21 protein-coding genes and 1 riboswitch are annotated in these 26442 nt (G+C 72.6%); of the genes, 5 read left to right on the top strand and 16 right to left on the bottom strand.

The window, feature by feature from the left end; genetic code table 11:
- Positions 1 to 98: 98 nt before the first annotated feature.
- From cobC to cobM, 6 genes are read right to left on the bottom strand one after another with little or no spacing between them, the layout of a single operon-like run.
- Positions 99 to 1268 carry an Rv2231c family pyridoxal phosphate-dependent protein CobC gene (gene cobC, locus AB0D14_RS32390; RefSeq protein ID WP_362786245.1) on the bottom strand — a complete coding sequence of 390 codons (1170 nt, stop codon included), beginning with the start codon at positions 1266 to 1268 and terminating at the stop codon, positions 99 to 101.
- A complete protein-coding gene (locus tag AB0D14_RS32385; RefSeq protein ID WP_362786243.1) occupies positions 1258 to 2187 on the bottom strand; it encodes a sirohydrochlorin chelatase in 930 nt (309 codons plus the stop codon). The genes cobC and AB0D14_RS32385 overlap by 11 nt, the downstream gene beginning before the upstream one ends.
- On the bottom strand, positions 2184 to 2327 hold the full coding sequence (locus AB0D14_RS32380) for a hypothetical protein (protein ID WP_362786241.1): 144 nt from the start codon (positions 2325 to 2327) through the stop codon (positions 2184 to 2186). Before AB0D14_RS32380 ends, AB0D14_RS32385 begins: the two co-directional genes overlap by 4 nt.
- On the bottom strand, positions 2324 to 4051 hold the full coding sequence (gene cobJ / locus AB0D14_RS32375; protein WP_362786239.1) for a precorrin-3B C(17)-methyltransferase: 1728 nt from the start codon (positions 4049 to 4051) through the stop codon (positions 2324 to 2326). The genes AB0D14_RS32380 and cobJ overlap by 4 nt, the downstream gene beginning before the upstream one ends.
- Positions 4048 to 5367, bottom strand: a complete 1320-nt coding sequence (gene cbiE / locus AB0D14_RS32370; protein ID WP_362786237.1) for a precorrin-6y C5,15-methyltransferase (decarboxylating) subunit CbiE — start codon at positions 5365 to 5367, stop codon at positions 4048 to 4050. The genes cobJ and cbiE overlap by 4 nt, the downstream gene beginning before the upstream one ends.
- Positions 5364 to 6200, bottom strand: a complete 837-nt coding sequence (gene cobM / locus AB0D14_RS32365; RefSeq protein WP_362786236.1) for a precorrin-4 C(11)-methyltransferase — start codon at positions 6198 to 6200, stop codon at positions 5364 to 5366. The genes cbiE and cobM overlap by 4 nt, the downstream gene beginning before the upstream one ends.
- 85 nt (positions 6201 to 6285) lie before the next feature.
- Here cobM and AB0D14_RS32360 point away from each other — a divergent pair, with 85 nt between their 5' ends.
- Complete coding sequence (locus AB0D14_RS32360) at positions 6286 to 7020, top strand: ZIP family metal transporter (RefSeq protein ID WP_362786235.1); 735 nt, start codon at positions 6286 to 6288, stop codon at positions 7018 to 7020.
- Positions 7021 to 7094: 74 nt separating this feature from the next.
- Here the strand turns inward: AB0D14_RS32360 and cobI are convergent, their stop codons facing one another.
- From cobI to AB0D14_RS32315, 9 genes are all read right to left on the bottom strand, one after another.
- Positions 7095 to 7847: a precorrin-2 C(20)-methyltransferase gene (gene cobI, locus AB0D14_RS32355; protein ID WP_362786233.1), complete on the bottom strand. Its 753-nt coding sequence runs from the start codon at positions 7845 to 7847 to the stop codon at positions 7095 to 7097.
- A complete protein-coding gene (locus tag AB0D14_RS32350; RefSeq protein ID WP_362786232.1) occupies positions 7829 to 9289 on the bottom strand; it encodes a cobyrinate a,c-diamide synthase in 1461 nt (486 codons plus the stop codon). The genes cobI and AB0D14_RS32350 overlap by 19 nt, the downstream gene beginning before the upstream one ends.
- A complete protein-coding gene (gene cobO / locus AB0D14_RS32345; protein WP_362786230.1) occupies positions 9289 to 9888 on the bottom strand; it encodes a cob(I)yrinic acid a,c-diamide adenosyltransferase in 600 nt (199 codons plus the stop codon). The genes AB0D14_RS32350 and cobO overlap by 1 nt, the downstream gene beginning before the upstream one ends.
- A complete protein-coding gene (locus AB0D14_RS32340) occupies positions 9888 to 11972 on the bottom strand; it encodes a putative cobaltochelatase (protein WP_362786228.1) in 2085 nt (694 codons plus the stop codon). The genes cobO and AB0D14_RS32340 overlap by 1 nt, the downstream gene beginning before the upstream one ends.
- Positions 11969 to 15661: a cobaltochelatase subunit CobN gene (gene cobN, locus AB0D14_RS32335; RefSeq protein WP_362786227.1), complete on the bottom strand. Its 3693-nt coding sequence runs from the start codon at positions 15659 to 15661 to the stop codon at positions 11969 to 11971. The genes AB0D14_RS32340 and cobN overlap by 4 nt, the downstream gene beginning before the upstream one ends.
- Entirely contained in the window at positions 15658 to 17247 is a 1590-nt protein-coding gene (locus tag AB0D14_RS32330; protein WP_362786225.1) for a cobyric acid synthase, read from the bottom strand. Before AB0D14_RS32330 ends, cobN begins: the two co-directional genes overlap by 4 nt.
- On the bottom strand, positions 17244 to 18200 hold the full coding sequence (locus tag AB0D14_RS32325) for a cobalamin biosynthesis protein (protein WP_362786223.1): 957 nt from the start codon (positions 18198 to 18200) through the stop codon (positions 17244 to 17246). Before AB0D14_RS32325 ends, AB0D14_RS32330 begins: the two co-directional genes overlap by 4 nt.
- 136 nt (positions 18201 to 18336) lie before the next feature.
- Positions 18337 to 18470, bottom strand: a riboswitch (cobalamin riboswitch).
- A 311-nt stretch (positions 18471 to 18781) separates the two neighbouring features.
- Positions 18782 to 19003 carry a hypothetical protein gene (locus tag AB0D14_RS32320; protein ID WP_362786222.1) on the bottom strand — a complete coding sequence of 74 codons (222 nt, stop codon included), beginning with the start codon at positions 19001 to 19003 and terminating at the stop codon, positions 18782 to 18784.
- 12 nt (positions 19004 to 19015) lie between these two features.
- A complete protein-coding gene (locus AB0D14_RS32315) occupies positions 19016 to 20251 on the bottom strand; it encodes an inorganic phosphate transporter (protein WP_362786221.1) in 1236 nt (411 codons plus the stop codon).
- A 244-nt stretch (positions 20252 to 20495) separates the two neighbouring features.
- On the opposite strand from AB0D14_RS32315, the gene AB0D14_RS32310 reads away from it, so the two are divergent.
- The 3 genes from AB0D14_RS32310 (at position 20496) to AB0D14_RS32300 (ending at position 24093) form a co-directional block, all read left to right on the top strand.
- Entirely contained in the window at positions 20496 to 21221 is a 726-nt protein-coding gene (locus AB0D14_RS32310) for a class II aldolase/adducin family protein (RefSeq protein WP_362786220.1), read from the top strand.
- A 95-nt stretch (positions 21222 to 21316) separates the two neighbouring features.
- The gene (locus AB0D14_RS32305) at positions 21317 to 22453 is read left to right on the top strand and encodes an alpha/beta fold hydrolase (RefSeq protein WP_362786218.1); all 1137 of its coding nucleotides are present in this window, start codon (positions 21317 to 21319) and stop codon (positions 22451 to 22453) included.
- Positions 22454 to 22647: 194 nt separating this feature from the next.
- On the top strand, positions 22648 to 24093 hold the full coding sequence (locus AB0D14_RS32300) for a hypothetical protein (protein ID WP_362786216.1): 1446 nt from the start codon (positions 22648 to 22650) through the stop codon (positions 24091 to 24093).
- Positions 24094 to 24149: 56 nt separating this feature from the next.
- Here AB0D14_RS32300 and AB0D14_RS32295 read toward each other — a convergent pair whose 3' ends face one another.
- Entirely contained in the window at positions 24150 to 24563 is a 414-nt protein-coding gene (locus AB0D14_RS32295; protein ID WP_362786215.1) for a VOC family protein, read from the bottom strand.
- A gap of 231 nt (positions 24564 to 24794) precedes the next feature.
- Between AB0D14_RS32295 and AB0D14_RS32290 the strand changes: the two genes are divergently transcribed.
- Entirely contained in the window at positions 24795 to 26393 is a 1599-nt protein-coding gene (locus tag AB0D14_RS32290; RefSeq protein ID WP_362786213.1) for an ABC-F family ATP-binding cassette domain-containing protein, read from the top strand.
- The last annotated feature ends 49 nt before the right edge of the window (positions 26394 to 26442 follow it).

Here is a 26442-nt window from a genome sequence, read left to right as displayed (position 1 = left end):
ACCGGGGCGCAGCCCCGTCTTTCAGGGGCGCGGGGAACCGCGCGGCCGGCCCCCACCGGCCCGCAGGGGCAGTCAGCCGAAACCTGCCGAACCGCCGGTCAGGCGCCCGTCAGGCTCAGGGCCTGGTCCAGTGCCTGGAGGAACCGGTTGACCGTCGAGCGGTCGCGTACCGCAAGGCGCAGCCAGGTCTCGTCGAGGCCCGGGAACGTGTCGCCGCGTCGCACCGCGAAGCCCAGCCGGCGCAGCCGGTCGCGCACCGCCGCCGCCCCGGGCAGCCCGACGAGGACGAAGGGCCCCTCGGCGGGCTCCGCGACCCGGACCCCGTCGGACGCGAACTCCCTCAGCCCGGCGATCAGATGGGCCCGGTCCATGACGACCCTGCGAGCCGCCTGCGCCTGCTCGACGAGAGCCTGCGGGGTCATACAGGCCTCGGCGGCGGCCAGCGCGGGAGTGGACACCGGCCAGAGGGGCTGGCCGCGTTCCAGCTCGGTGACCGTCTCGGGGGCCGCGAGCACGTAACCGATCCGCAGCCCCGCGAGCCCCCATGTCTTGGTGAGGCTGCGCAGCACCACGAGCCCCGGCACGTCAGTCCGCCCCGCCAGCGACTCCCGCTCGTCCGGCACCGCGTCCATGAACGCCTCGTCGACCACCAGAGTCCGCCCGGGACGGGCGAGTTCGGCGATCAGGCCGGCCGGATGGAGGACGGACGTGGGGTTGGTCGGGTTGCCGATCACGACCAGGTCCGCGTCCTCGGGTACGGCCGACGGGTCGAGCCGGAAACCCTCCTCGGGCCGCAGCAGCACTCGTTCCACGGTGTGTCCCGCGTCCCGCAGAGCCGCCTCCGGCTCGGTGAACTGCGGGTGTACGACCACAGGGTGACGGACCTTCAGGGCCCGGGCGAGCAGCACGAAGGCTTCGGCGGCCCCGGCCGTGAGCAGCACCCGCTCCACGGGCAGCCCGTGCCGTGCGGCCACCGCGGCCCGTGCCGCCCGCCCGTCCGGGTAGGCGGCCAGCCCGCTCAGCGACCCGGCGATGTGGTCGCGCAGCCAGGCCGGGGGAGTGCCGGCCCGGACGTTCACGGCGAGGTCGACCAGCGCCGAACCGTCGTCGCGGACCTCGGCGTCGCCATGGTGCCGCAGATCGTGCGCCTGCGCCCATGCTCCTGCCGGTGCCCCTGCCTGGGCCTGCCCGTGCGGCTTCTGCCCGTGCCCGCCGGCGCCCCGGGAGCCGGGGCCGGGGCCGTCTGTGTCGTCGCTGTCAGTGCGCATGGGAGTGTGCGTGGCTGTTGTCGTGGTGGTGACCGTGGTGGTGGCCCTCGTCGTCCGGGTGGAAGTGCGGCTGCTGCGGGGACCCCACCTTGTCCTCGAAGCCGGGCAGCGCTATGCGGTACACGCAGGAGTCGCAGTTCATCCGCAGATCGCCCTCGACCGCCTCGCGGTACCGCTCCATGACCAGGTCGAGCAGCTCGGGCTCCGGGCCGATGACGTCGGCGGAGAGCACCTCGATCTCAGGATGCGCCGTCGCCCACCCCTCGGTCTGCTGCCGGACCCGGTCCGGGAGGATGCCGGTGAACAGGAAATAGGGGAGCACGACGACCCGCCGCGCGCCGAGCTTCACACAGCGGTCCAGGCCCGACGGCACGTCCGGCGCGGCGAGCGACACGAACGCCGTCTCCACACCCGCGTAACCACGCCCCTCCCAGAGCAGCCGCGCCGCCTTGTGCACCTCCGCGTTGGCGTCCGGGTCGGTCGAGCCGCGGCCGACGAGCAGCACGGTCACCTCGGCCCGGTCCTCGGGACTGCGCGCCGAACCGCCGAGCGCGTCGTCGAGCCGCCGCTCCAGCACGGTGAGCAGCGCCGGGTGCGGGCCCAGCGGACGCCCGTACGTGTACGAGATCCCGGGGTGCCGCTCCTTCTCACGGGTCAGCGCGGCCGGGATGTCGCCCTTGGCGTGACCGGCGGACACGAGCATCAGCGGGACCGCGGCGAACCGGCGCACCCCCTGGTCGACCAGCTCGCTCACCGCGTCGCCGAGCGGCGGCGGGGACAGCTCGATGAAGCCGCCCGCCACGGGCAGACCGGGGTTGCGGCGGCCCAGCTCCCGGACGAAGTCACGGAACGCCTCGGCTCCGGCATCGTCCCGGGTGCCATGGCCGGCGATGAGCAGGGCGGGGGCGGGGCTGGTCACGATTTCTCCTCGGGATACGCAACGGCGTGCTGCTGGTAGTACTGGTGGAACTGCGGGCGGAACCGCGGGGGCAACGGTGGGTGGAACCGCGGGGTGTCGGGCGGGCCGGCGACGAGCGCCTGACAGCTGGTGTGACTCACTGGGGCTCCTCCTGCCAGCGGTAGCCGCGCGGTGTCACCATGCGGCCGGCGATCTCACGGGTTGCCGTGTTGCCCACGGTCACCACCGTCATCATGTCCACCGTCGCCGGATCGACTCCCACGAGCGTGGTGACCCGGCTGGACTCGTCCGGCCGGGAGGCGTTGCGTACGACTCCCACGGGCGTCGTCGGCTCCCGGTGCTCCGCGAGGATCGCGAGCGCCTTGGGCAACTGCCAGTCACGGCCGCGGCTGCGCGGGTTGTAGAAGGTGACGACGATGTCGGCCTCGGCCGCCGCCCGCACCCGGCGCTCGATGACCTCCCACGGTGTGTGCAGGTCGGAGAGGCTGATCGACACGTGGTCGTGGCCGAGCGGCGCGCCCAGGATCGCCCCGGCCGCGAGCGCGGCGGTGACTCCCGGGACGCCGACCACGTCGATGTCGTCGGACGCCTCCGCGAGCGCGGGCGACGCCATCGCGTACACCCCCGCGTCACCGCTTCCGATCAGCGCGACCGCCCGTCCGAGCCGGGCCTCGGCCACGGCCGTGCGGGCCCGCTCCTCCTCGGCGCCGAGCCCCGACTCCAGCACGCGGGTGCCGGGGCGGAGCAGGTCGCGGATCTGGTCGACATACTGGTCGAGCCCGACGAGCACCGAGGCCCGGCGCAGCTCGTCCTTCGCACGAGGGGTGAGGAGATCCCGGGCGCCGGGCCCGAGTCCGACCACCGCGAGCCGCCCGCGCGCGGCCCGGCGTACGACCGCACAGGTCGCCATCGCCGGCCGTGCGGCCGACTTGCACTTGGGGACGAGGAGTTCACCGCCGCGGACGAGGGCCGCGGCCTCGGCGACCGAGGGCGTACCGACGGCGGCGAGCGGCGCGTCCGAGGGGTTCGGCACGTCGACCTTCGCCAACTCCTCGGCGCCGTACGTGACCACGGGCACCCCGAGCCGCTCGGCGGCCCCGAGAATCCCGGGCTCATCGGCCTTCGCGTCGACGGTGGCGAACTCGGCCACCGACTTCGCGGACAGCCCGGCCTCCCGCAGCGCGTCCTCGACGAGTCCGAGGACCTCGTCGACCGGGGCCCCCTTGGAGGCACCGACGCCGACGACGAGGGACGGCGGCCGGAGGACGACTTCGCGCTCGGCGGGCTCAACGGCCCGGTCGGTCACGCGAATCGAGTACGCCCCCCCGGCGCCCCCGACGCCGGCCTCAGCGGCCTTGGTGGCATCGGTGACGACGGCAGTCGGCAGTGGTGGCAGCGGCCAGGCCAACTCGGCGTTCAGGGCGACCGGTTCACCGTCCAGCATGGCCCTTGACACTCCCGCCACGTCCCCCTCCACCGGGAACCCGAGCGTGTCGAGACCCGGCACCCCGACGGAGTCGGTGGCGGTCGTCACGACCGGCTCGGCGCCGAGCAGTTCCCCCACCTCGCGGGCGAGGTCGTTGGCGCCGCCGCCGTGGCCGCCGACCAGGGACACCGCGAAGCGCCCGCCCTCGTCGACGCAGACGACCCCGGGGTCGGACGACTTGTCGGTGAGCAGCGGGGCGACGAGCCGCACCACGGCCCCCGTGGCGAGGAAGCACACGAGCTGCTCACACTCCGCGAACGCCCGCCGCACGGCGTCCCTCACCGGCCCTTCGTAGACGCGGGTACGGCCGGGCCAGGCCGAGGCCACCCGCTGACAGCCCGCCGATCCGGCGGCCGTCGCGGAAATCAGGCCGATCACTGAGTGACTCCTTCACTACGCATGGGAGGCCGGACGCCCCACAGCAGAAAAACGGGATTGGTCGCCGCGAGCCGGGTGACGTCCCCCGGCAGCGGCGCGAGCCGGGACGACTGCAGCAGTACACCCTCACAGTCGAGCCCGGCCGCGACGAGAGCTTCCCGCACCGCCGGAACCCGGTCGAGCGCGGCCATCGCCACGACGACCGAGCGCCGTGTACGCCGCGCGCAGGCCGTCACGATGGCGGGCAGTTCCCGCCCGCCCCCACCGATGAACACGGCGTCGGGATCGGGCAGGTCGGACAGCACGGCCGGCGCGGCCCCGTGCACGACGGTCACCTCGACCCCCTGCGCGGCCGCGTTGGCGTGTACCCGCTCCACGCCGTCGGCGGTCTTCTCCACGGCGGTCACGGCGGCCCCGAAGCGTGCGCACTCCACCGCGATCGAGCCGGAGCCCGCTCCGATGTCCCACACATGCTCACCGAGCCGCGGACCGAGCCGGGCCAGCGCCAGCGCCCGCACCTCGAACTTCGTGATCATCGAGTCCCGGTGTGTGAACTCCCCCTCGGCCAGGGCCCATCGGGAGGGGCTCGGCGGCGGTCCGGCGACCGTGCGCACGGGCGAGAGTGCACGCGACTCGTCGAGGCACAGCACGACGTTCACCGCCGGCCCCCAGTCGCGTACGGCGGCCTCGGCGGGAGTGACCCGCTCCACCCGCTCACCCGAGCCCGAGCCGAGCGCGGAGGCCACGACGAGCATCCGGCTGCCGCTGCCGCTGCCGCTGCCGCTGCCGTCGCCGTCGCCGCCGGACCGCAGCGCGGCGCCGAGTTCCGCGGGCCCGGATCCGGGGCCCGTCAGCACGGCCACTTTCGGGTGCGCCCGGCAGACGTTCACGGCGGTCCGCAGAGCGCGGCCGTGCGCGCTCACCACCACCGCGTCGTCCCACGGCAGCCCGGCCCGCGCGAACGCGGTGGCGACGGACGACACCCCGGGGTGGACCGTGAGCCGCCCGGACCCGAACCGCTCCGCGAGCGCCCGGACGATCCCGAAGAACCCGGGGTCCCCGGAGGCCAGTACGACGACCCGCCCCCGGGCACCGGAATCCGCCGGCTCTTCCGCCGGCTCGGCCTTCTCCAGATACCGCTCGATCGCGTCGAGGGCGGGCGCAAGCGGTCCGAGGACGACGCGCGCGGCCGTGTCCGGGAGTGCCGCGGCGGCCAGATGGCGCCGGGCACCCACGACGAGCCCCGCCCGGTCCAGCGCGGCCTCGGCGTCCGGGGGCAGGGGCGCCCCCGTGCCCGTACCGACGACGGTGATCACGTCGTGGCACCTCGCGTTCGCAGGGCTCGGCGGGCCTCGGGGTCGGCCTTGCGGAAGCCGTGGAAGTGGCCCGGGTGGTAGAGGTGCGAGCGCGTGCCGTGCGCTTCGAGCGCCGGGCCGACCAGGAACAGGGTGTGCTTCCAGAGCTTGTGCTCCTTGACGGTCTCCTCCAGCGTGCTGATCGTGCACCTCACGATCAGCTCCTCGGGCCAGGTCGCCTGATACGCGACCAGGACCGGAGTGGAGGTCGGGTAACCGCCCTCCAGCAGTTCCCGTACGAGCTGCCCGCTGCGGGCGGCGGACAGGAACAGGGCCATGGTGGTGCCGTGCCGCGCGAACTCCCGTACCTCCTCGCCCGGCGGCATCGGCGTCTTGCCCCCGCCGAGCCGGGTGAGGATCACGGACTGCGCGACCTCGGGGATGGTCAGCTCGCGCTGCGCGATCGCGGCCACGGCCGAGAAGGACGAGACACCGGGCACGATTTCCGTCTCGATGCCGATCTCGGCGCACCGGTCGACCTGCTCCTGGGTGCCGCCCCAGAGCGCGGGGTCGCCCGAGTGGATGCGGGCCACCCTCAGCCCGCCGTCGGCGGCCCGCTCGTACACGGCGACGACGTCTTCGAGCGACATCGTCGCCGAGTCCAGGATCTCCGCGCCCGCGCGGGCGTGCTCAAGTACCTCCGCCTGCACCAGGCTGGCGGCCCAGATCACGACGTCGGCCTCGGCGATGGCGCGCGCGGCACGGAACGTCAGCAGGTCCGCGGCGCCGGGACCGGCCCCGACGAAGGTCACCTTGCCGGCGGGGGCGCCGGCTGCATCGGCTGCGTCAGCCATGGGATGGGGTCCTTTCCGGAAGCCATGAGGGCTCGGGAGTGCGGCGAACATGCGTGAAGACGGGTTGATCGGATAGCAAGGGCGTATGGCGGTGTTCGTCGCGCTCGGCGCGTTCCTCATGACGCTGGCCGGCGGCTGGACGGCGCAACGCGTCACCGACCGCCGCCACCTCGTACTCGGCCTGGCCGGCGGCCTGATGCTGGGCGTCGTCGGCCTGGACCTGCTGCCGGAGGCACTCGACGCGGCGGGCGAGGAGATCTTCGGCGTACCGGCCGCGCTGCTGCTGTTCGTGGCCGGCTTTCTCGTGGCCCATCTGGTGGAACGGCTCCTCGCCGTACGCCAGGCCGCGCACGGCGGCGGAGAACACAAGGACCGGGGCCGTACGCCCGAGGTGGGCCTCACGGCCGCCGCCGCGATGGTCGGCCACAGCGCCATGGACGGGGTGGCGATCGGCGCTGCCTTCCAGGTGGGAGGCAGCATGGGAGCCGCCGTGGCGGTCGCGGTGATCGCGCACGACTTCGCGGACGGCTTCAACACGTACACGATCACGACCCTGTACGGGAACGCCCGGCGCAAGGCGGTCGCGATGCTCGTCGCGGACGCGGCGGCCCCCGTGGTCGGCGCCGCCTCGACCCTGCTCTTCACCATCCCCGCGCACCTGCTCGGCGGCTATCTCGGCTTCTTCGGCGGCGCGCTCCTCTACCTCGCGGCCGCCGAGATCCTCCCCGAGGCCCACCACGAACACCCCGCCCGCTCCACGCTGCTGTGCACGCTCGCGGGAGTGAGCTTCATCTGGCTGGTCGTGGGCATCGCGGAGTGAGGCACCTCTCGGCAGCCTTCCCACGGAGATCCCCTCCATGGAGATCCCTTCCACGGAGATCCTTTCCACGGAAGTCACAGCTTGCCGCCGCGCCCGCCCTCGCGCCGGGCGGGCGCGATGAGCGTCGAGAGGTACGGCAGCGGGGCACCGTCCAGCTCCGCCGCGCTCCTGATCGACTCCTCGGGCAGCCCCAGCGCGGACCCCCACACGGCGTCGTCGATCCGGCCGGTCTCCCGCAGCGCCGCGGCGACCTCCTGCGCGAGCCGCCCGAACTTGTACGCGACGACGGTTCCGGGCCCGTTCAGGGCGTCCTTGAGGACAGCGGACCCGGCGGTGACGGGCACGAGCGTCAGCGGCTCGGTCCCCTCCGTCAGGACCGCCCCGGACCGGGCGGCGAGATCCTGCATGGCGGTGATGCCCGGCACGGTCTCGACGAGCGTTCCCGGTACGAGGTCCTGGATGGTCTGCGCGAGATAGGTGAACGTGGAGTACACGTTCGGGTCGCCGATGGTGGCGAAGGCGACGGAGCCGTGAGTACGCAACAACTCGGCCACCCGTTCGCCGGCGGCGTCCCACGCGGCCTCGCGGCGGCCCCGGTCGGAGCGTTCGTTGAGCGCGAAGACGACGCGAACGACCTTCTCCTGGCCCACATAGTGCAGCACGGTGGTCTCGGCCCGCCCGGGCTCCCCGCCGTCCTTCCCGTCGGGCGCGGCCATGACGGGCACGACGACGACCTCCGCCGCCCGAAGGCGTGCGACCCCCTTGACGGTCACGAGTTCGGGATCCCCGGGCCCGACCCCGACCCCGATCAGCCTGCTGTCGCCCATGACCCGACACACCTCTCCACGAACCTACGGGCGACGCCGGGAGCGGCCGCCCAATGCGTGTGCAGATAACTCGCGTGCACACCCTGCTGTACAAAACCCTCAAGCCGTCGTACCGGAGTGCGCAGCCCCCAGGCGGCAGCCGATCCCGCCCCCGGTTCCAGGACGGTCCGGTGGAACTCGTGCCCCCGCATCCGGCTGCCCGCCTCGGCCAGCACGCTGTCGGACACCGCCACGGCGTCCCGGTACCCGAGCGTCAGCCGCTCGTCCATCCGTGCTTCGGCGTCGATGACACCGCACATCGGCAGGCCGTCGAGCCCACGGGAGAGGTAGAGCAGCCCCGCACACTCGGCGGCGACCGGCGCCCCGCTCTCGGCGAGCGCGGCAACGGACTTGCGCAACGACTCGTTGGCGGACAGCTCCGACCCGTACACCTCGGGAAACCCACCCCCGACGACCACTCCGCGAACCCCGTCGGGCAACTGCTCGTCCCGCAACGGATCAAACGCGACGACGTCAGCCCCGGCGGCGGTCAGCAACTCGACCTGCTCGGCATAGGAAAAGGTGAACGCGGCCCCACCAGCAACAGCGACGAGGGGCCTTCTCAGCCCGTCCGGCGTTTGAGGACGAGCGCGTTCAGCGCGATTGCGGGGGTCTGGGGGCGCAGCCCCCAGGTACGGGACGGGAAGGGGCGGCGGGGGCGAAAAAGCCAAAGCCTCAGCCGCATCCCAGGCGTCACCCGACAACCCCCCAGCCCCCCGCGCCAACGCGAACAACGCGTCCAGATCACACCCGTCCCGCACCTGCGAAGCCATCGCGGCAACAGCCTCGACCGCGTCGGCCCGCCGCTCGGCGACAGGCACGAGCCCCAGATGCCGAGAAGGCGTATCCACCTGCGAGGCCCGCCGCAAGGCACCCAGCACGGGCACCCCCGACTGATCCAACGCCTCCCGCAGCAACTCCTCATGCCGAGAGGACCCGACCTTGTTGAGGATCACCCCACCGATCCGCACCTCCGGATCCCAGGAGGCGAACCCGTGCACGAGCGCGGCCACCGACCGGGACTGCGAGGACGCGTCCACGACCAGCACCACAGGCGCCCGCAGCAACTTCGCCACATGAGCGGTGGAGGCCAGCTCCCCTTCCCCCGCGGCACCGTCGAACAGCCCCATGACACCTTCGACGACGGCGAGATCGCACCCGCGCGCGCCGTGCGCGAACAGCGGCGCGACCAACTCCGCCCCGCACATGTACGCGTCGAGGTTCCGCCCCACCCGCCCGGTGGCGAGCGCGTGATATCCGGGATCGATGTAGTCCGGTCCCACCTTGTGCGGGGACACGGCGAGCCCCCGCGCGGCGAACGCGGCCATCAACCCCGTGGCGACGGTGGTCTTGCCGCTGCCCGAGGAGGGCGCGGCGACGACCAGCCGGGGGACGGAGGACATCACCACTCGATGCCCCTCTGCCCCTTCTGGCCGGCGTCCATCGGATGCTTGACCTTGGACATGTCGGTCACGAGGTCGGCGGCCTCGATCAGCTTCTCGGGAGCGTTGCGCCCGGTGATGACGACATGCTGGTTCCCGGGCCGCTCCCGCAGCACGGCAACCACCTCGTCGACATCGACCCACCCCCAGTGCATGGGGTACGCGAACTCGTCCAGCACGTACAGCTTGTACGTCTCGGCGGCGAGGTCCCGTTTGACCTGCTCCCAGCCCTCGCGGGCCTTCTCCTCGTTGTCCAGCTGGGAGTCGCGCTGCACCCACGACCAGCCTTCGCCCATCTTGTGCCAGTCGACGGACCCGCCCTCACCGCTGGCGCCGAGGACGCGCAGCGCGTTCTCCTCGCCGACCTTCCACTTCGCCGACTTGACGAACTGGAACACCCCGATGGGCCACCCCTGGTTCCAGGCGCGCAGGGCGAGCCCGAAGGCGGCGGTGGACTTGCCCTTCCCGATTCCGGTGTGCACGACGACGAGCGGCCGGTTCCGTCGCTGACGGGTCGTCAGGCCGTCCTCCGGCACGACACTCGGCTGTCCCTGCGGCATTACGCGGCCCTCCTGCTGTCGCCCTGAACATCCCTGACCAGACCGGCGATGGAGTCGGCCCGCAGCTCGTCGAGCGTCACCGCGGCGCCCCCCAGTTCACCCGCGAGCTGCCCCGCCAGCCCGAGCCGTACGGGGCCCGACTCGCAGTCGACGACAACGGACGCGACCCCGTCGGCGGCGAACAGCCGGGCGGCCCGCCCGGCGAGCGCCACCGGCTCGGGGCCGGCCGTGGCCCGCCCGTCCGTCACCAGCACGACCAGCGCGCGCCGCGCCGGATCCCGCAGCCGCTCCACCCGCAGCACGTCGTGCGCCCGCAGCAGCCCGGCCGCGAGCGGCGTACGCCCGCCCGTCGGCAGCGACTCCAGCCGGGTAGCCGCCGCGTCCACCGAAGAGGTGGGCGGCAGCACGACCTCGGCGGCCGATCCCCGGAAGGTCACAAGCCCCACCTTGTCCCGCCGCTGATACGCGTCGAGCAGCAACGACAGCACGGCGCCCTTCACAGCACTCATCCGCTGCCGGGCCGCCATCGACCCGGAGGCGTCCACGACGAACAGCACGAGGTTTCCCTCGCGGCCCTCACGGGTGGCCTGCCGCAGGTCGTCCCGCCGTACGACGAGGCCGGGCCCGGAGCGACCCCGCGCCCGCTGATGCGGTGCCGCCGCCTGTACGGTCGCCGCCAGGTGCAGCTTGGTGAGCGCCCCGCGCGGCCGGCGCGCCCCGGTGGTGCGCCCGTGCTCGGTCCGGGCCCGCGACCGCCGCCCGGCGGCCCCTTCACCGAGCCCGGGCACGCTCAGCATCTTCGTACGGAAGGGTTCGGCGGCGCGTACGGGGGACTGCTCGGCGGCGCCGGGGGACGGTGCCTGCCCGTTCTCGGACTCGGTCTCGGAGGGCTTGCCCTGGGCGGGAATCTCGCCGGAACTCTCGCTGCTGTCGCCGTCACCGTCGCCGCTGCCGTCGTCGGGCCCGTCCTGAGGGGGCTGCCCGCCACCGGGCCCGTCCGGATCCGGATCCGGGTCGTCGTCACCGGAGCCGTCGGAGCCGTCGGAGCCATCTGCCCCGCCGTTGTCGTCCCCGCTCCCGAACTCCTCCAGCGTCTCGTCGAGTTTGTCCTCGTCGAGGCCCGGCGCGTCGAAGGGGTTGCGCCGCCGGCGGTGCGGCAGCGCGAGGAGCGCGGCCTGCCGGACGTCCTCGGCCAGCACGTCGGTCCGCCCCGCCCAGGCGGCCAGCACGGTCGCGGTCCTGGCCATCACGATGTCGGCCCGCATGCCGTCCACCTCGAACGCGGCGCAGGTCGCCGCGATCTGCCGGAGCGCGCCGTCGCCGAGCCGCACCGACGGCAGCAGCTCCCGCGCGGCCACGATCCGGGCCCGTACGGCGGACTCCTCGTCGGCCCATCGCGTCGCGAACCCCTCCGGGTCGTCGTCGTACGCGAGCCGCCGCCGGACGACCTCCACCCGCTGGTCGGGCTCCCGGGAGGCCGCCACCTCGACGGTCAGCCCGAAACGGTCGAGCAACTGCGGCCGCAGTTCGCCCTCCTCGGGGTTCATGGTCCCGACGAGGAGGAACCGCGCGGCATGCCGTACGGAGACGCCTTCGCGTTCGACGTACGAGGCACCCATCGCGGCGGCGTCCAACAGGAGGTCGACCAGGTGGTCATGCAACAAGTTGACTTCATCGACGTACAGGAGTCCGCGGTGGGCGTCGGCCAGCAGGCCGGGCTCGAAGGCCTTCACACCCTCCGCGAGCGCCCGCTCGATGTCGAGGGCGCCGACGAGCCGGTCCTCGGAGGCGCCGACGGGCAGTTCGACCATCCGGGCAGGACGGGAGACCCCCGGCCCCACCTCGTGGGGGCCGTCGGGGCAGGCCGGATCGGGGGCGTCGGGCGCGCAGGAGAAACGGCACCCCGCGACGACGTCCACCTGCGGCATGAGCGCCGAGAGGGCGCGTACGGCCGTGGACTTGGCGGTGCCCTTCTCACCACGGACGAGCACGCCGCCCACCGAGGGGGACACGGCGTTCAGCAGCAGCGCGAGCCGCAGATCGTCCTGGCCGACCACGGCCGTGAACGGGAACGGAGTACTCACTTGCCGCCGCCTTCCAAAACGTCTTCCACATCGCCCTCCAGGTCGCCTTCGAGCTCCAGATAGGTGGCCCGCAGCCGTTCCAGGGTCTCGGCGTCGGGCTCGGCCCACAGTCCGCGGTCCGCGGCCTCCAGGAGCCGTTCCGTGATGCCGCGCAGGGCCCACGGGTTGGACTTCTTCATGAAGTCCCGGTTCTCGGCGTCGAAGACGTACTCGGCGCTGAGCTTCTCGTACATCCAGTCGTCCACGACCCCGGCCGTGGCGTCGTACCCGAAGAGGTAGTCGACGGTGGCCGCCATCTCGAAGGCGCCCTTGTACCCGTGCCGCCGCATCGCCGCCATCCAGCGCGGGTTGACCACCCGGGCGCGGAACACCCGGTGGGTCTCCTCGCCGAGCGTGCGGGTCTTGACCTGGTCGGGTACGGCGGAGTCACCGACGTACGCCTCGGGGCTCGTGCCCGTCAGATGGCGCACCATGGCGACCATGCCGCCGTGGTACTGGAAGTAGTCGTCGGCGTCGACGAGGTCGTGCTCGCGGGTGTCGACGTTCTTGGCCGCGACGGCGATCCGCCGGAACGCCGTCTCCATGTCGCCGCGCGCCGCCCGCCCTTCGAGCCCGTGCCCGTACGCGTAGCCGCCCCACACCGCGTACACCTCGGCGAGGTCGGCGTCGGAGCGCCAGTTGCGCGCGTCGATGAGCGGGAGGAGCCCCGCCCCGTACGCGCCCGGTTTCGAGCCGAAGATACGGGCCGTGGCCCGCCGCCGGTCGCCGTGCTCGGCGGTGTCCTCGTCGGCGTGCGCGCGGACGTAGTTGCGGTCGGCGGGTTCGTCCAGCTCGGCCACGGCCTGCACCGCGTCGTCGAGCAGAGCGATCACGTGCGGGAACGCGTCACGGAAGAAGCCGGAGATACGGACGGTGACGTCGATGCGCGGCCGGCCCAGCTCCTCCAGGCCCACCACCTCGAAGCCGGTGACGCGCCGCGAGGCGTCGTCCCACACGGGCCGGCAGCCCAGCAGCGCCAGGATCTCCGCGATGTCGTCACCCTGGGTACGCATGGCGGACGTGCCCCACACGGTGAGGCCGACGGACTTCGGGTACGCGCCGGTGTCCTGCAGATACCGCTGCACGAGCGAGTCGGCGAGCGCCTGCCCGACCTCCCAGCTCAGCCTGGACGGGATCGCCTTGGGGTCGACCGAGTAGAAGTTGCGCCCGGTCGGCAGGACGTTCACGAGTCCGCGCGTCGGGGAGCCCGAGGGACCCGACGGGATGTAACCGCCGTCCAGGGCATGGAGGATGTGGTCGATCTCGTCAGTCGTCCGGGCCAGCCGGGGCACCACCTCGCGGCAGGCGAACTCCAACACCGCGACGGCGTCCGCGAGTTCGCTGCCCAGCACCTCGCGTACGAGGGCCGGCACGGCGGTGACGTCCCAGCCGCCCTCCTCCATGCCCTCCGCGAACCTGCGGCACAGCTGTTCAAGAAGGTCGATCGCGTCGGCCGCCGTCCGCGAGGGACCCGCGACCAGGTCGCTCAGCTCGGCCGGCACCTTCAGCGGCGCGCCGGGCTCGCTCAGCAGTTCCTTCTCGACCAGGCCGAAGTGCTGGGCGAGGCAGGCCCGCAGGCCCGGCAGCGCGTTCGCCGTGCCGCCCCACACCTGGGAGGCCCGCAGCACGGCCAGCACGAGGTTCACCCGCGCCTCGGCCTGAGGGCCGCCGCCGAGGATGTGCAGTCCGTCGCGGATCTGCACGTCCTTGATCTCGCACAGATAACCGTCGACGTGCATCACGAACGCGTCGAAGTCGCCGTCGTCCGGCTGCTCGTCGAGATGCAGGTCGTGGTGCAGCTCGGCGGCCTTCACCAGCGTCCAGATCTGGGCCCGTACGGCCGGCGCCTTCGTCGGGTCCAGGTCCGACACCAGCGCGTACTCGTCGAGGAGCTGCTCCAGTTTCGCGAGGTCGCCGTAGGTGTCGGCGCGGGCCATCGGCGGCACGAGGTGGTCGACGATCGTGGCGTGTCCGCGGCGCTTGGCCTGGGTGCCCTCGCCGGGGTCGTTGACGATGAACGGGTAGATGAGGGGCAGGTCACCGAGCACGGCGTCCGGCGCGCACCCGCCACTCAGCCCCAGCCCCTTGCCCGGCAGCCACTCCATCGTGCCGTGCTTGCCCATGTGCACGATCGCGTCGGCGCCGAACCCGCCGTCGGACGACGAGTTCTCCAGCCACCGGTAAGCCGCCATGTAGTGGTGCGACGGCGGCATGTCCGGGTCGTGGTAGATCGCGATCGGGTTCTCGCCGAAGCCGCGCGGCGGCTGGATCAGCACGACGACGTTCCCGAACTGCAGGGAGGCCAGCACGATGTCGTCGCCGTCCACGTAGAGGGAGCCCGGCGGCTCGCCCCACGTCTCCAGCATCCCCTCGCGCAGAGCGGGGTCGAGCTTGTCGAACCACGCCCGGTAGTCGGCGAGCGGTACGCGGGCGGGCGCGGCGGCGAGCTGGTCCTCGGTGAGCCATTCGACGTCGTGACCACCGGCGGCGATGAGCCGGTGGATCAGCTCGTCGCCGTTGTCGGGGTGCCCTTCGACGACGTACCCGGCGTCCCGGAGCGTGTCGAGGAGCCGGATCGCCGAGGCGGGGGTGTCGAGGCCGACCGCGTTGCCGACCCTGGAGTGCTTGGTCGGATAGGCGGTGAAGACGACCGCGAGCTTCTTCTCCGCGTTGGTCCGGTGCCGCAACCGGGCGTGCCGCACGGCGATCCCGGCGACGCGCGCGGCCCGCTCGGGGTCGGCGACGTACACCGGCACGTCGTCGGGTCCCTGCTCCTTGAAGGAGAACGGGACCGTGATGAGCCGTCCGTCGAACTCCGGGATCGCGACCTGCATCGCCGCGTCCATCGGGGACAGAGCTGCGTCGGACGCCTCCCAGGCGGCCTTCGACGTGGTCAGGCACAGACCCTGCAGGAAGGGGATGTCGAGGGTCTGCAGCGCGCTGATGTCCCACGCCTCCTCGTCACCGCCCGCGGACGCCTCGGAGGCGTGCGCGCCGCCGGCGGCGAGGACGGTGGTGATCAGCGCGTCCGCCCCGTCGATCAGCGAGTACAGGCCGGACCCGGCGCCGCGCAGGGAACCGCTGTAGATGGGCAGGGCGTTGGCGCCCTTGGCCTCGATCGCGTCGCAGAGGGTGTCCACGAAGGCGGTGTTGCCGCTCAGCTCGTGGGCGCGGTAGTAGAGCACGGCGACGGTCGGCCGGTCCGCGGTGATCACGGGATCGCCGTGGACCCCGTACTCCGGCATCCCGCGCGGCGCTTCGAAGCCCTCGCCCGTGAGCAGCACGGTGTCGGAGAGGAAGCGGGTCAGCTCGGCCAGGTTCTCCGAGCCGCCCTCGACGAGATAGCGCAGCGCCTCCGCGACGACACCGGCCGGCACGGACGACTCGGCCATCAGCTCCGCGTCGGGCACGGCCTCTCCGCCGAGCAGCACGGTCGGGATGCCGGACGCCTTCAGGAAGGCGAGCCCGTCCTCCCAGGCGCGCTTGCCGCCGAGCAGCCGTACGACGGCGATGTCAGCGCCCTCGACCAGTGCGGGAAGCTCCTCCGTGACGTCCACGCGGGTCGGATTGCCGATCCGGTACGCGGCGCCGGAGGCACGGGCCGCCAGCAGATCCGTATCGGCGGTCGACAACAACAACACTGTGCTCATGCGGGTGCTCCCGGTGGAATGAAAGGCAGTCCTGTCGGCGCGCCGGACTCGATGAGCCGCCACAGCGCGTCCGTGTCCGTGTGTTCCTCGATCAGATCGCCGAGCAGGTCCAGTTGCTCCTCGCGCAGCCTCGCGAACGACGTGTCGGCGGCCGGTACGAAGCGGCGCCCCGCGGCGGCGGCCACCTCGCGCAGGAAGGCGCGCCGGAAGCCGTCCGACTCCAGGGAGCCGTGCCAGTGCGTACCCCAGACCTGGCCGACCCGGCAGCCGTCCAGGCTGTGTCCGTCGCCATCGGAGATGAACGGCTCCCCGCCCGTCACCTGGGCGACCCCGTGATGGATCTCGTATCCCTCCAGAGGTTCGCCGAGAGCCTCGCCGACGGGCCGGGTGAGGGTCTTCTCCCGCGCGAACCGCACACGTACGGGGAGGAGTCCGAGCCCGTCGACGGCGCCGGCCCTCGACTCGACCTCGTCCTCGATGTGTTCGCCGAGGAGCTGGAAGCCGCCGCAGATACCCAGCACGGGGCGCCCCTCGGCGGCCCTGCGCACCAGGGCGTCGGCGAGGCCGCGCTGCCGCAGCCACTCCAGGGCCCGGACCGTGCCCCGGGTGCCGGGTACGACGACCAGGTCGGCGTCGGTCAGCTCCTCGGCCCGGTCCACGAACCGCACGACGACGCCCGGTTCGGCGGCGAGGGCGTCGAGGTCCGTGAAGTTGGACATCAGGGGGATCGCGCAGACGGCAACCCGCAGGATGTCCTCGCCGACGGGGGCGGTCACCTCGGACTCCCGCACCGAGCCCCGTAGAGAGACCCTCAGTCCGTCCTCCTCGTCGATGCCGAGCCCGTGCCGGAAGGGCAGGATGCCGTAGGTGCGCCGCCCGGTGAGCCCGTGCAGCATGTCGATGCCGGGTTCGAGCAGGGAGACGTCCCCGCGGAACTTGTTGACGAGGAAACCGGCGACGAGCTCCTGGTCCTCGCGCGACAGCAGGGCCACCGTCCCGAAGAAGGAGGCGAAGACGCCGCCGCGGTCGATGTCGCCCACCACGAGCACGGGCAGCCGCGCGCCCCGTGCGATCCCCATGTTCACGATGTCCGTCCGCCGCAGGTTGATCTCGGCGGGACTGCCCGCCCCCTCACAGATCACCGCGTCATACGTGCCCCGCAACTCGGCCAGACAGTCCAGCACGGTCCCGAGCAACGCCTCCTGGCGGCCGCCGTGGTAGCCGCGCGCACTCATCTCGCCCACGGGCTTGCCCATGAGGACGACCTGGCTGCTGCGGTCGCTGCCCGGTTTGAGCAGTACGGGGTTCATGAGCGCGGTGGGCTCCACGCGGGCTGCCTGCGCCTGCATGGCCTGCGCGCGCCCGATCTCGGCGCCCTCCCGCGTCACGAACGAGTTCAGCGACATGTTCTGCGCCTTGAACGGCGCGACCTTGACGCCGCGGCGCGCCAGCCACCGGCAGATCCCGGCGGTCACCACGCTCTTGCCCGCGTCGGAGGTGGTACCGGCGACGAGCAGTCCGCCACCGAGCCCCCCGCCCGGGCCCGTGCCCTGTCCTCCGCGTCCTCCGCCCAGTCTCCCGCTCATGACGTACGCCCTTTCCTGGTGAGCGATGTGACGAGCAGCCGCCCGGCGACACCGGCGCCCAGCGCGAGCAGGCTCACGCGGCCGGAGAGCCGGACGGACCGTTCGATGTCCCCGACCCGCACGGCCCGCCCCGGACCGTTGAGGACCGGCCGGTGCTCGACCCGTCCCGCGTACGAGAGCGTGCCGCCGAGCCGCACACCGAGCGCCCCCGCGAACGAGGCCTCGACGGGTCCGGCGTTGGGGCTCGGATGCTTGGCGGCGTCCGTACGCCAGGCGCGGACCGCTCCCCGTGGATCACCGCCGGCGACGGCCGCGAGGGCTGCCGTCAGCCTGGCCCCGGGCCATCCCGCGAGGTCGTCGAGCCGCGCCGAGGCCCAGCCGTACCGCCGGTGGCGGGCCGACCTGTGTCCGACCATGGCGTCCAGCGTGTTGACGGCCCGGAACCCCACCAGACCGGGTACGCCCGCGACCGCGCCCCACACCAGGGCGCCCACCACGGCGTCGGAGGTGTTCTCGGCGACCGACTCGACGACGGCCCGGGCGATCCCGTCGGCGTCCAGTGCCTGCGGGTCCCGCCCGCACAGATGCGGCAGCCGCTCGCGGGCCGCCTCGATGTCCCCGGCGGCCAGTGCCCCGCCGACGGCCCGGGCCTCCCGCCCGAGGGAGGTCCCCCCGACGACGGCCCACGTGGCGGCGGCGGTCAGTGCGACGGACGCGGCACGAGAGGTGCGGACGCAGCGGTCGGCGGCCAGGCCGAGGGCGACGGCGCCGCCCGCGCACACGGCGGTGTGCAGCGCGCCCCATCCCCGGTGGTCCCGCCACAGGACCCGCTCCACGGCTCCGGCGGCACGGCCGAACGCGGCGACCGGATGCCCCCGGCGGGGATCGCCGAGCAGCAGGTCACCGAGGAGGCCGGCGGCGGCGCCGTACGCGAAGTCGCGATCGGCACGCACCGGTTCAGCCCGCCGCTACGTAGGGCGTGACCCTCGTAACCCTCTTGACTCTCGTAACCCTCGTGCTGGGCACACTGGTCCACAACAGGCGGCCGCGCATGGCGATTTGTCCTCACTCAGGGTGTCCACGCCCTGGTTCGACGAGACCGACGACGAGAGTTCCTGGCTCCCGGGGGATGGATTCCCCGGTAACAGTGGCGGGACCGCGCCGGATTCGCACCGGCTTCCTCTTCTGCCGTCGTACATGGCCCCGGCAGTCCACCACGGCCCGAGAACACCAGTCAACTTGCTGTTGACCTGCGAAGGGAGAGTGTGCTGAGGCCCACATCCACCAGCAGGCTCTCTTTGCGGGCTGGTTGTCGCCCGCGTGGATTCCCCCGCCGGAGAGGGACTCTGGACGACAGGCTTGCGATCACCGTGTGTGACGTGCGGTACGAAGAGGAGGAATTGCGCCTGCCGGACTCGTTCGACGTCCCGTCGGGCGCGGACATGCGTCCGCCCTGCCGGGACCGCGGGTGAGGCGGCCCCGACAGGGCGGACGGTGATGCTCGGGTGTACGGCCGGCTCGACGGCCGTACCGGTCAGGCGACGATCAGATAGATCCCGTACGCCACGGCCGCCGCGCAGGCCGCGAAGCAGGCGTAGGCGCCGGTGACCGCGAGGGTCGCCGAGTCGCCCTGGGAGGCGGCCGACTCGCGCTTGGAGAGGCCGACGATGCCGAGGGTGAAGAGGCCCACGAGGGCGACGGTGGCGATGAGGCTGACTCCGAACACGGAGCCGAGGGCTGCCCAGTCGATCTTCATGAGGTTGGTTCCTTACACCGTGGCCGGACGGGCGGGCTCGGCGTCCGGGCCCGGGATGGTGGTCTTCAGTTCGTCGATCGTGGTGACCGTGCCCGTGCCCGTGGGAGGCGGGGTGACCGCGGCGATCGCGGTGGTCACGACGCCGGCGGGCTCGTCGTTGACGTTGTCGACGGTGACGGGCTGGCGGCGGGACAGGGTCCAGATGACCCCGGAGCCCGCGATCAGCAGCGCGCCGGTGAGGACGATGCCCCAGGTGCCCTGCTTGGTGAGGAACTCGGCGCCCGCGCCGACCAGGCCGGCGGCCGGGAGGGTGAGGCCCCAGGCGATGAACATGCGGGTCGCGGTCGACCAGCGGACGACACCACCCTTGCGGCCCAGGCCCGAGCCCATCACGGCGCCGGAGCAGGACTGGGTGGTGGAGAGGGAGAAGCCGAGGTGCGAGGAGGCCAGGATGACGGTCGCGGCACTGGTCTGGGCGGCGAAGCCCTGCGGCGGCGCGAGATCGGTGAGGCCCTTGCCCATGGTGCGGATGATGCGCCAGCCGCCCAGGTAGGTGCCGAGCGCGATGGCGATTCCGGCCGAGACGATGACCCACAGGGGAGGATTCGACCCGGGCGAGAGCACACCGCCGGTGACCAGGGCGAGGGTGATGATGCCCATGGTCTTCTGCGCGTCGTTCGTGCCGTGGGCCAGTGAGACCAGCCCCGCGGAGGTGATCTGACCGGCGCGGTAGCCCTTGGAAGTCGCCTTCTCGCCGGCCCGGTTGCTGATCCTGTACGTCAGCCGGGTGGCGAGCATCGCGGCGAGTCCGGCCACCAGGGGCGCGGCGACCGCGGGGATCAGGACCTTGGTGATCACGGTCGCCCCGTTCACCGACGACCAGCCCGCCGACATCACCGCGGCGCCGATCAGGCCGCCGAAGAGGGCGTGGGACGAGCTGGAGGGCAGACCCAGGAGCCAGGTCAGGAGATTCCACAGAATGGCGCCGACGAGCGCCGCGAAGATCACCTCGGTGCGGAGGCCCTCTTCGTTGACGATGCCGCCGGAGATGGTCTTGGCGACCTCCACGGAGAGGAACGCACCGACGAGGTTCAGCACGGCGGACATGGCCACCGCCGTCTTGGGCTTCAGAGCGCCGGTCGAGATGGTCGTCGCCATCGCGTTGGCAGTGTCGTGGAAACCGTTCGTGAAATCGAACACGAGAGCGGTAACGATCACGATTCCGAGGAGGAGCGTGATGTGTTCCATTTACCCAGGCTTCTGTTGGACGACAGTGGCACGGCGAACGTAAGCAACCTGGATGAACGGAAGATGAACTGGGCCGGGCGGTGGAGTGACTCCATAGGGGTGCTGCCACTCCGCTTGTGTCGAAGTGGCGGTGAGGGCCCTCGAACAGAGGCGGAACGGAAGGATCCGCTACCCCTGGAGCAATTCCGCCCTGCAGTGCCTTCGCCCGAACGGAGCGGTTGCGGCCGACTGGCAGGATCGCCGCATGGCTGAGCAGCGGCGGGACACGGGAGACGGACGGGGCGCGGGAGACGGACGGGACGCGGGGGAGACGGGCGCGCCCCGGGCGGGGGAGGCGCTGGAGCGGGCGTGGGACGACCTCGTGGCGACAGCCCGCCGGACGGTGACCGACGGTCTGGTCGTCGGCACGTCGGGCAACGTGTCCGTGCGCGTGGGCGACATCGTCCTGGTCACGCCGACCGGGGTCCCGTACGACCGGTTGACGCCCGAGGATCTCTGCGGGGTCTCCCTCGACGGCCGGCGCGTGCTCGGTTCACTCGTTCCGACGAGCGAACTGCCCATGCATCTCGCCGTCTACCGCTCCACGGGCGCGCGCGCCGTCGTCCACACCCACGCCGTGCACGCCACGGCCGTCTCGACGCTCGTCACCGAGCTGCCCCTCGTCCACTACATGACGGCCGCTCTCGGCGGGCCCGTCCGCGTCGCCCCCTACGCCACCTATGGCACGGAGAAGTTGGCCGAGAACATGCTCCGGGCCCTGCGTGACCGCACCGCCTGCCTCCTCCAGAACCACGGCACCCTCACCCACGGCGCCACCCTCGCCCTGGCCTACGACCGAACGGCCCAGCTCGAATGGATGTGCCGCGTGTGGCTCACCGCGTCGTCCGTCCCGGGCCGCACGCCCACCCTCCTTACCGGGGACCAGGTGGCGGAGGCGGGGCAGCGGCTGAAGGGCTACGGCCAGCCGTAGCACCCGGTCCCCGGCCGGGGGAATTCTGAGTGGGGTGGCGCACCCCTGCCGCCCTTCCACTGGCCGACGGCGGGCTCCGTCAGGAGACTGGACCCGTGCGCACCGTGAAGCCGACGACCGCAGCCCTCACCACCGCCCTCACCGTGGCCGTAGCCGGCGCGGCCGGCATCGCAGCCGGCCGCTTCGCCGGCGACGCCGCCCTGAAGACGTCGCCGGGCCGGCCGCTGCCCACCGAACCCCGCCTCACCGTGCACGCCACGGCCGCGGGCCGGATCGTCCTGACCCGGGCTCTCGCCTCCCAGCGCCCGGGTGTGTACGGCCTGAGCGGCGACGGCAGTCACGCCGTGGTCGGCCCGCTCCTGACCGCCGCCCCGCACAGCGCCGACACGGTGGTGCGCCGCCTGGAGCGCGTCACCCACGGCACCCTGGAACCCGGCGACAAGGTGTGGTTCACGCCCGGCGTGCACGTCGGAGACCCGGGCGCGGCCCTGGGCCTCGACCACGCCGACGTGGAGGTCCCCGGCGAACTGGGCGCCTTGCCCGCCTGGTTCGTGCCCGCCGCCCGCGACACCTGGGTGATCACCGTGCACGGCCTCGGCACGACCCGCGAACACCCCATGAACGTCATGGAGTTCCTGCACCGCCATCAGTTTCCCGTCCTCGGCCTCGCCTACCGCGGAGACCTCGGCGCACCCCGCTCCCCGGACGGACTGAACCACCTCGGCGAGACCGAGTGGCGCGACCTGGACGCGGCCATCCGCTTCGCGGTGCGGTACGGCGCCGAACGCGTCGTCCTGTACGGCTGGTCCACCGGCGCCACCATGGCGCTGCGGGCCGCCCAGCACTCCGCGCTGCGCGACCGGATCTCCGGGCTCGTCCTGGACTCGCCGGTCCTCAGCTGGGAGACCACCCTGCGCGCCCTCGCCACGGCCCGCCGCACACCCGGCGCCCTGCTGCCACTGGCCGTCCGCGCCGCCCAGGGCCGAGCGGGCCTGGGCGGCCACCGCGCCGAGGGCGCCGCCGGCCCGGCACGGCTCACGGTGCCGACCCTCGTCCTGCACGGCCCCGACGACACCGTCGCTCCCTGGGGACCCGCACGCCGCCTCGCGGCCCGCCGCCCCGACCTCGTCACCCTGCACACGGTCCACGGCGCACCGCACGGCGCCATGTGGAACGCCGACCCGACCGCCTACGAAGAGGTCCTGCGCCGCTTCCTCACCCCGCTGATGTAATCCGCTGATGTAACCCCTGATGCAACCCCGCCGACGCAGCCGCTCCGGGTCCGGTCCCGGAGCTTCCGTTTAACCGTGTACCAGTGGGCGCGCACCCCTCAGGGGCTTGCCGGGAACCGGTGTGCCGGGCGCCTCAGCGGCCCCGGGCGGCATTCCGTTTGGGTTTTCGGACCGTCAACCGGAAGACTGCCCCCGTGACGTCCCGTATCCCGCGCGACTCCAGGCTCCGACTCGTCCGCCCGCGAACCCTGGCCGCCGCCCCCCGAGCGATGAACCAGAGGCCCGCCCGTCGACCCGCACCCCGCCCACCCGAGGGCACACCGGCACCGGCGGAACTCGCCCGCTTGGCACGCGCCGTACTCGCCGGTGCGGCCCGGGTCGCCCGCTGGGCCGACGCCACCCTGAGCCCCGGCCGGGACCGTGGCGCCACGGCTTCCGACGGCACACCCGACGGCAGTTCGAGGGGCAAGGGCACCCTCACCGACGCGACCGCTCGACGAGCCGCCACGGACCTGGCCCTGACCTCGGACCAAGTGCGGGCGGACTGGGACGTCGCACGGCTCGCGGGGCTCATCGAGGTGCACGGCGACATCGCGCGCCCCGGCTGGCGGCTGCGTGCCTGGAACCGTGACGACAGTGCCGTACTGCGCGGCTGGGTCGCCTTCTTCGACGCCTGGTCGATCGCCCACCCCGGCCCCGCCGGGCGCGAGCCCTCCGCCGTCGCCGAGGTCGTCTCGGCGATGCCGCAGGTCCTCTCCTTCCTCCAGCTGTCCGCGGGCCCCGTCCCCGTCCCGCAACTGCTCGACCTGCTTGAGCAGCGCGTCACGGAACTGCGCACCGAGCGCTGCGAGATCCCCTACGGACCGCAGCCCGACCCTGTCGAGAGCCCGGCCAGCCCGGCGAGCCCGGCCGAGGACACCCCGCTCGCCCCCCTTCTCGACTGGGCACTGCACGCCCTCGCCGGCGTCGGCGCCCTGACCTGCGCCGACGGCCAGGCCACCCTCACCCCGCTCGGCAGCTGGGCGGTCTGGGTCAAACTGGAGCAGATCTGCGTGGCCGCGCAGAGCCCTGCCGGGAACATCGAGCAGGGCGCCGAGGACATGCTCCGCGGCTGCGCCCAGCTGCGGCCCAACGCGGCCCGCGCCGAATACCGCGCCTGGCTGGCCGCCCGCCCCGTCGGCAGCGCCGTCACCGAACTCCTCGCCGCCGCCCGCGGTGAGGACGCCCTGTCGCGCGGGCTGGCCTTCGAGGCGCTGCGCGTGGTCGGCGCTCCCGCCGAGCCGGACGTCCGCGCGGTGGCGGACGAGACCCCCTTGCGTCCGTACGCCCTGCTGTGGCTCGCCGAGCACGACGGGCACGACCCCGAGGACGCCCACCTGGTGCTCACCCGCGAGGAGGCCACCTGGCTGTGGGTCGACACCGCCGCGGCCGTCGCCGACCACGGCGAAGCCCCGCTCCTCGTACGGCATCTGGAGTCCGCCGTGCAGGCGACCGTCCCCGCGCTCCTCGACGAGGTACGCGCGGTCGGCCACCCCCGCACCGTGCAGGTCCTGGTCGCCCTCGCCGCCGCCCACCCCGACCCGGCCCTCGCCAAGGCCGTACGCCGCGCCGCCTTCCAGGTCCACACCGGGGGAAACTAGTTACTAGTAACTAGGTAAGGGACCCCAGGAGGGGCAGGACCTCTGGGGAGGGCGGGTCAGACCCTGGTCTCCGGGGCGTACGTGCCGAAGCTCCAGATGTTGCCCTCGACATCGCGGGCCATGTAGTCCCGCGACCCGTAGTCCTGGTCCGTCGGGGGCATCAGAATCTCCGCCCCGTGGTCGACGGCCCGCTGGTGGTGTGCGTCCACGTCGTCCACGACGACGTACACCCCGGCGGGTCCCGCGCTCTTCATGGCCTCGTCGAAGCGGCTGCCGGTCCCCTTGGAGCCCACCATCACCGCGCCGTTGCCCTGCACCAGCTCGGCGTGCACCACCTTGCCCTCCTCGTCCTCGTACACCGACGCCTCCATGAAGCCGAACGCCTCCGTGAGCTGCCTGATCGCGGATTTCGCGTCCGCGTACAGCAGCGTCGGGCAGATGCTCGGGCGTCCGCTGTCCGTGCCTGCCATGCCGATCACTCCCTCTGTCCCGCTGCCCCGCCCCACTGCCGGGACAGTACTGAATGTGACCCGCCTCACAGTCTTGCACCAGCCACTGACAACGCCCGACCGCGTACGGCCCGTAAAAGTGGTTGCATCGCCCCGTTAGACTTGGGCCCATGGCCATTCTCCTCGTGCATTAGACGGCGTGAACGCCCTCAGCAGTCCAGCCCGTCGTCAACCCTGCCCAGGAGTTTGTCCGTGATTTCCGCCTCCGGTATCGAACTGCGTGCCGGCGCCCGCATGCTCATCGAGTCCGCCAGCTTCCGCATCCTCAAGGGTGACCGCATCGGTCTGGTCGGCCGCAACGGCGCGGGCAAGACCACGCTCACCAAGGTTCTCGCAGGCGAGGGCACCCCCGCCGCGGGCACCGTCGCCCGCTCCGGCGAGGTCGGCTACCTCCCGCAGGACCCGCGCACCGGCGACCTCGACATGCTGGCCGGCGACCGCATCCTGTCCGCACGCGGCCTGGACACCCTGATCCGCAAGATGCGCGAGAACGAACAGCGCATCGCGAACGGCGCGGGCGCCACTCGCGAGAAGGCCATGCGGCAGTACGAGCGCCAGGAGACGGAGTTCCTCACCAAGGGCGGTTACTCCGCCGAGGCGGAGGCCGCCACCATCGCCGCCGCGCTCAACCTGCCCGACCGGGTGCTCGGCCAGCCCCTCCATACGCTCTCCGGCGGTCAGCGCCGCCGTGTCGAGCTGGCCCGCATCCTCTTCTCGGACGCGGACACCCTGCTCCTCGACGAGCCCACGAACCACCTCGACGCCGACTCGATCGTCTGGCTGCGCGACTACCTGAAGACGTACCGCGGCGGCTTCATCGTGATCTCCCACGACGTCGACCTGGTCGAGACGGTCGTCAACAAGGTGTTCTACCTGGATGCCAACCGCGCCCAGATCGACGTCTACAACATGGGCTGGAAGCTGTACCAGCAGCAGCGCGAGGCCGACGAGAAGCGCCGCAAGCGCGAGCGGCAGAACGCCGAGAAGAAGGCCTCCGCCCTGCACTCGCAGGCCGACAAGATGCGCGCCAAGGCCACCAAGACCGTCGCCGCGCAGAACATGGCCAAGCGCGCCGACAGGCTCCTCGCCGGTCTGGAGGCCGAGCGGAAGTCCGACAAGGTCGCCAAGCTGCGCTTCCCCGATCCGTCCCCATGCGGCAAGACCCCGCTGATGGCCGAGGGCCTGTCCAAGTCGTACGGCTCCCTGGAGATCTTCACCGACGTCGACCTGGCCATCGACAAGGGCTCCCGCGTCGTCATCCTCGGTCTGAACGGCGCCGGCAAGACGACCCTGCTCCGCCTCCTCGGCGGCGCGGAGAAGCCCGACACCGGCGAGGTCATCGAGGGCCACGGCCTCAAGCTCGGCTACTACGCGCAGGAGCACGAGACCCTCGACCCCGAGCGCACGGTCCTGGAGAACATGCGCTCCGCCGCCCCCGACCTCGACCTCGTCCAGGTCCGCAAGACGCTCGGCTCGTTCCTGTTCTCCGGCGACGACGTCGACAAGCCGGCCTCCGTCCTCTCCGGCGGAGAGAAGACCCGCCTCGCGCTCGCCACCCTCGTGGTCTCGTCCGCGAACGTCCTGCTCCTCGACGAGCCGACGAACAACCTCGACCCGGCCAGCCGCGAGGAGATCCTCGGCGCGCTGCGCACCTACAAGGGCGCGGTCGTCCTCGTCACCCACGACGAGGGAGCCGTCCAGGCGCTCCAGCCGGAGCGGATCATCCTGCTGCCCGACGGCGTCGAGGACCTCTGGGGCTCCGACTACGCGGACCTGGTGGCCCTCGCCTGAGCGGTTCGCTGAGCGGTCCGCGGTGTTTGATCGTTTGACTGATCCACTT

The sequence above is a fragment of the Streptomyces sp. NPDC048484 genome, from assembly GCF_040651415.1.
Classification (GTDB): Bacteria; Actinomycetota; Actinomycetes; order Streptomycetales; family Streptomycetaceae; genus Streptomyces.
Note: the sequence above shows the minus strand (reverse complement) of the source record. Positions and strands in the feature narration are given on the sequence as shown.

Coding starts and splice junctions, on each gene's coding strand:
- cobC (WP_362786245.1), bottom strand. CDS start 1,268: ATGCGCACTGACAGCGACGACACAGACGGCCCCGGCCCCGGCTCCCGG.
- cobM (WP_362786236.1), bottom strand. CDS start 6,200: ATGGCTGACGCAGCCGATGCAGCCGGCGCCCCCGCCGGCAAGGTGACC.
- AB0D14_RS32360 (WP_362786235.1), top strand. CDS start 6,286: ATGGCGGTGTTCGTCGCGCTCGGCGCGTTCCTCATGACGCTGGCCGGC.
- cobI (WP_362786233.1), bottom strand. CDS start 7,847: ATGGGCGACAGCAGGCTGATCGGGGTCGGGGTCGGGCCCGGGGATCCC.
- AB0D14_RS32350 (WP_362786232.1), bottom strand. CDS start 9,289: ATGTCCTCCGTCCCCCGGCTGGTCGTCGCCGCGCCCTCCTCGGGCAGC.
- cobO (WP_362786230.1), bottom strand. CDS start 9,888: ATGCCGCAGGGACAGCCGAGTGTCGTGCCGGAGGACGGCCTGACGACC.
- cobN (WP_362786227.1), bottom strand. CDS start 15,661: ATGAGCACAGTGTTGTTGTTGTCGACCGCCGATACGGATCTGCTGGCG.
- AB0D14_RS32330 (WP_362786225.1), bottom strand. CDS start 17,247: ATGAGCGGGAGACTGGGCGGAGGACGCGGAGGACAGGGCACGGGCCCG.
- AB0D14_RS32320 (WP_362786222.1), bottom strand. CDS start 19,003: ATGAAGATCGACTGGGCAGCCCTCGGCTCCGTGTTCGGAGTCAGCCTC.
- AB0D14_RS32315 (WP_362786221.1), bottom strand. CDS start 20,251: ATGGAACACATCACGCTCCTCCTCGGAATCGTGATCGTTACCGCTCTC.
- AB0D14_RS32310 (WP_362786220.1), top strand. CDS start 20,496: ATGGCTGAGCAGCGGCGGGACACGGGAGACGGACGGGGCGCGGGAGAC.
- AB0D14_RS32295 (WP_362786215.1), bottom strand. CDS start 24,563: ATGGCAGGCACGGACAGCGGACGCCCGAGCATCTGCCCGACGCTGCTG.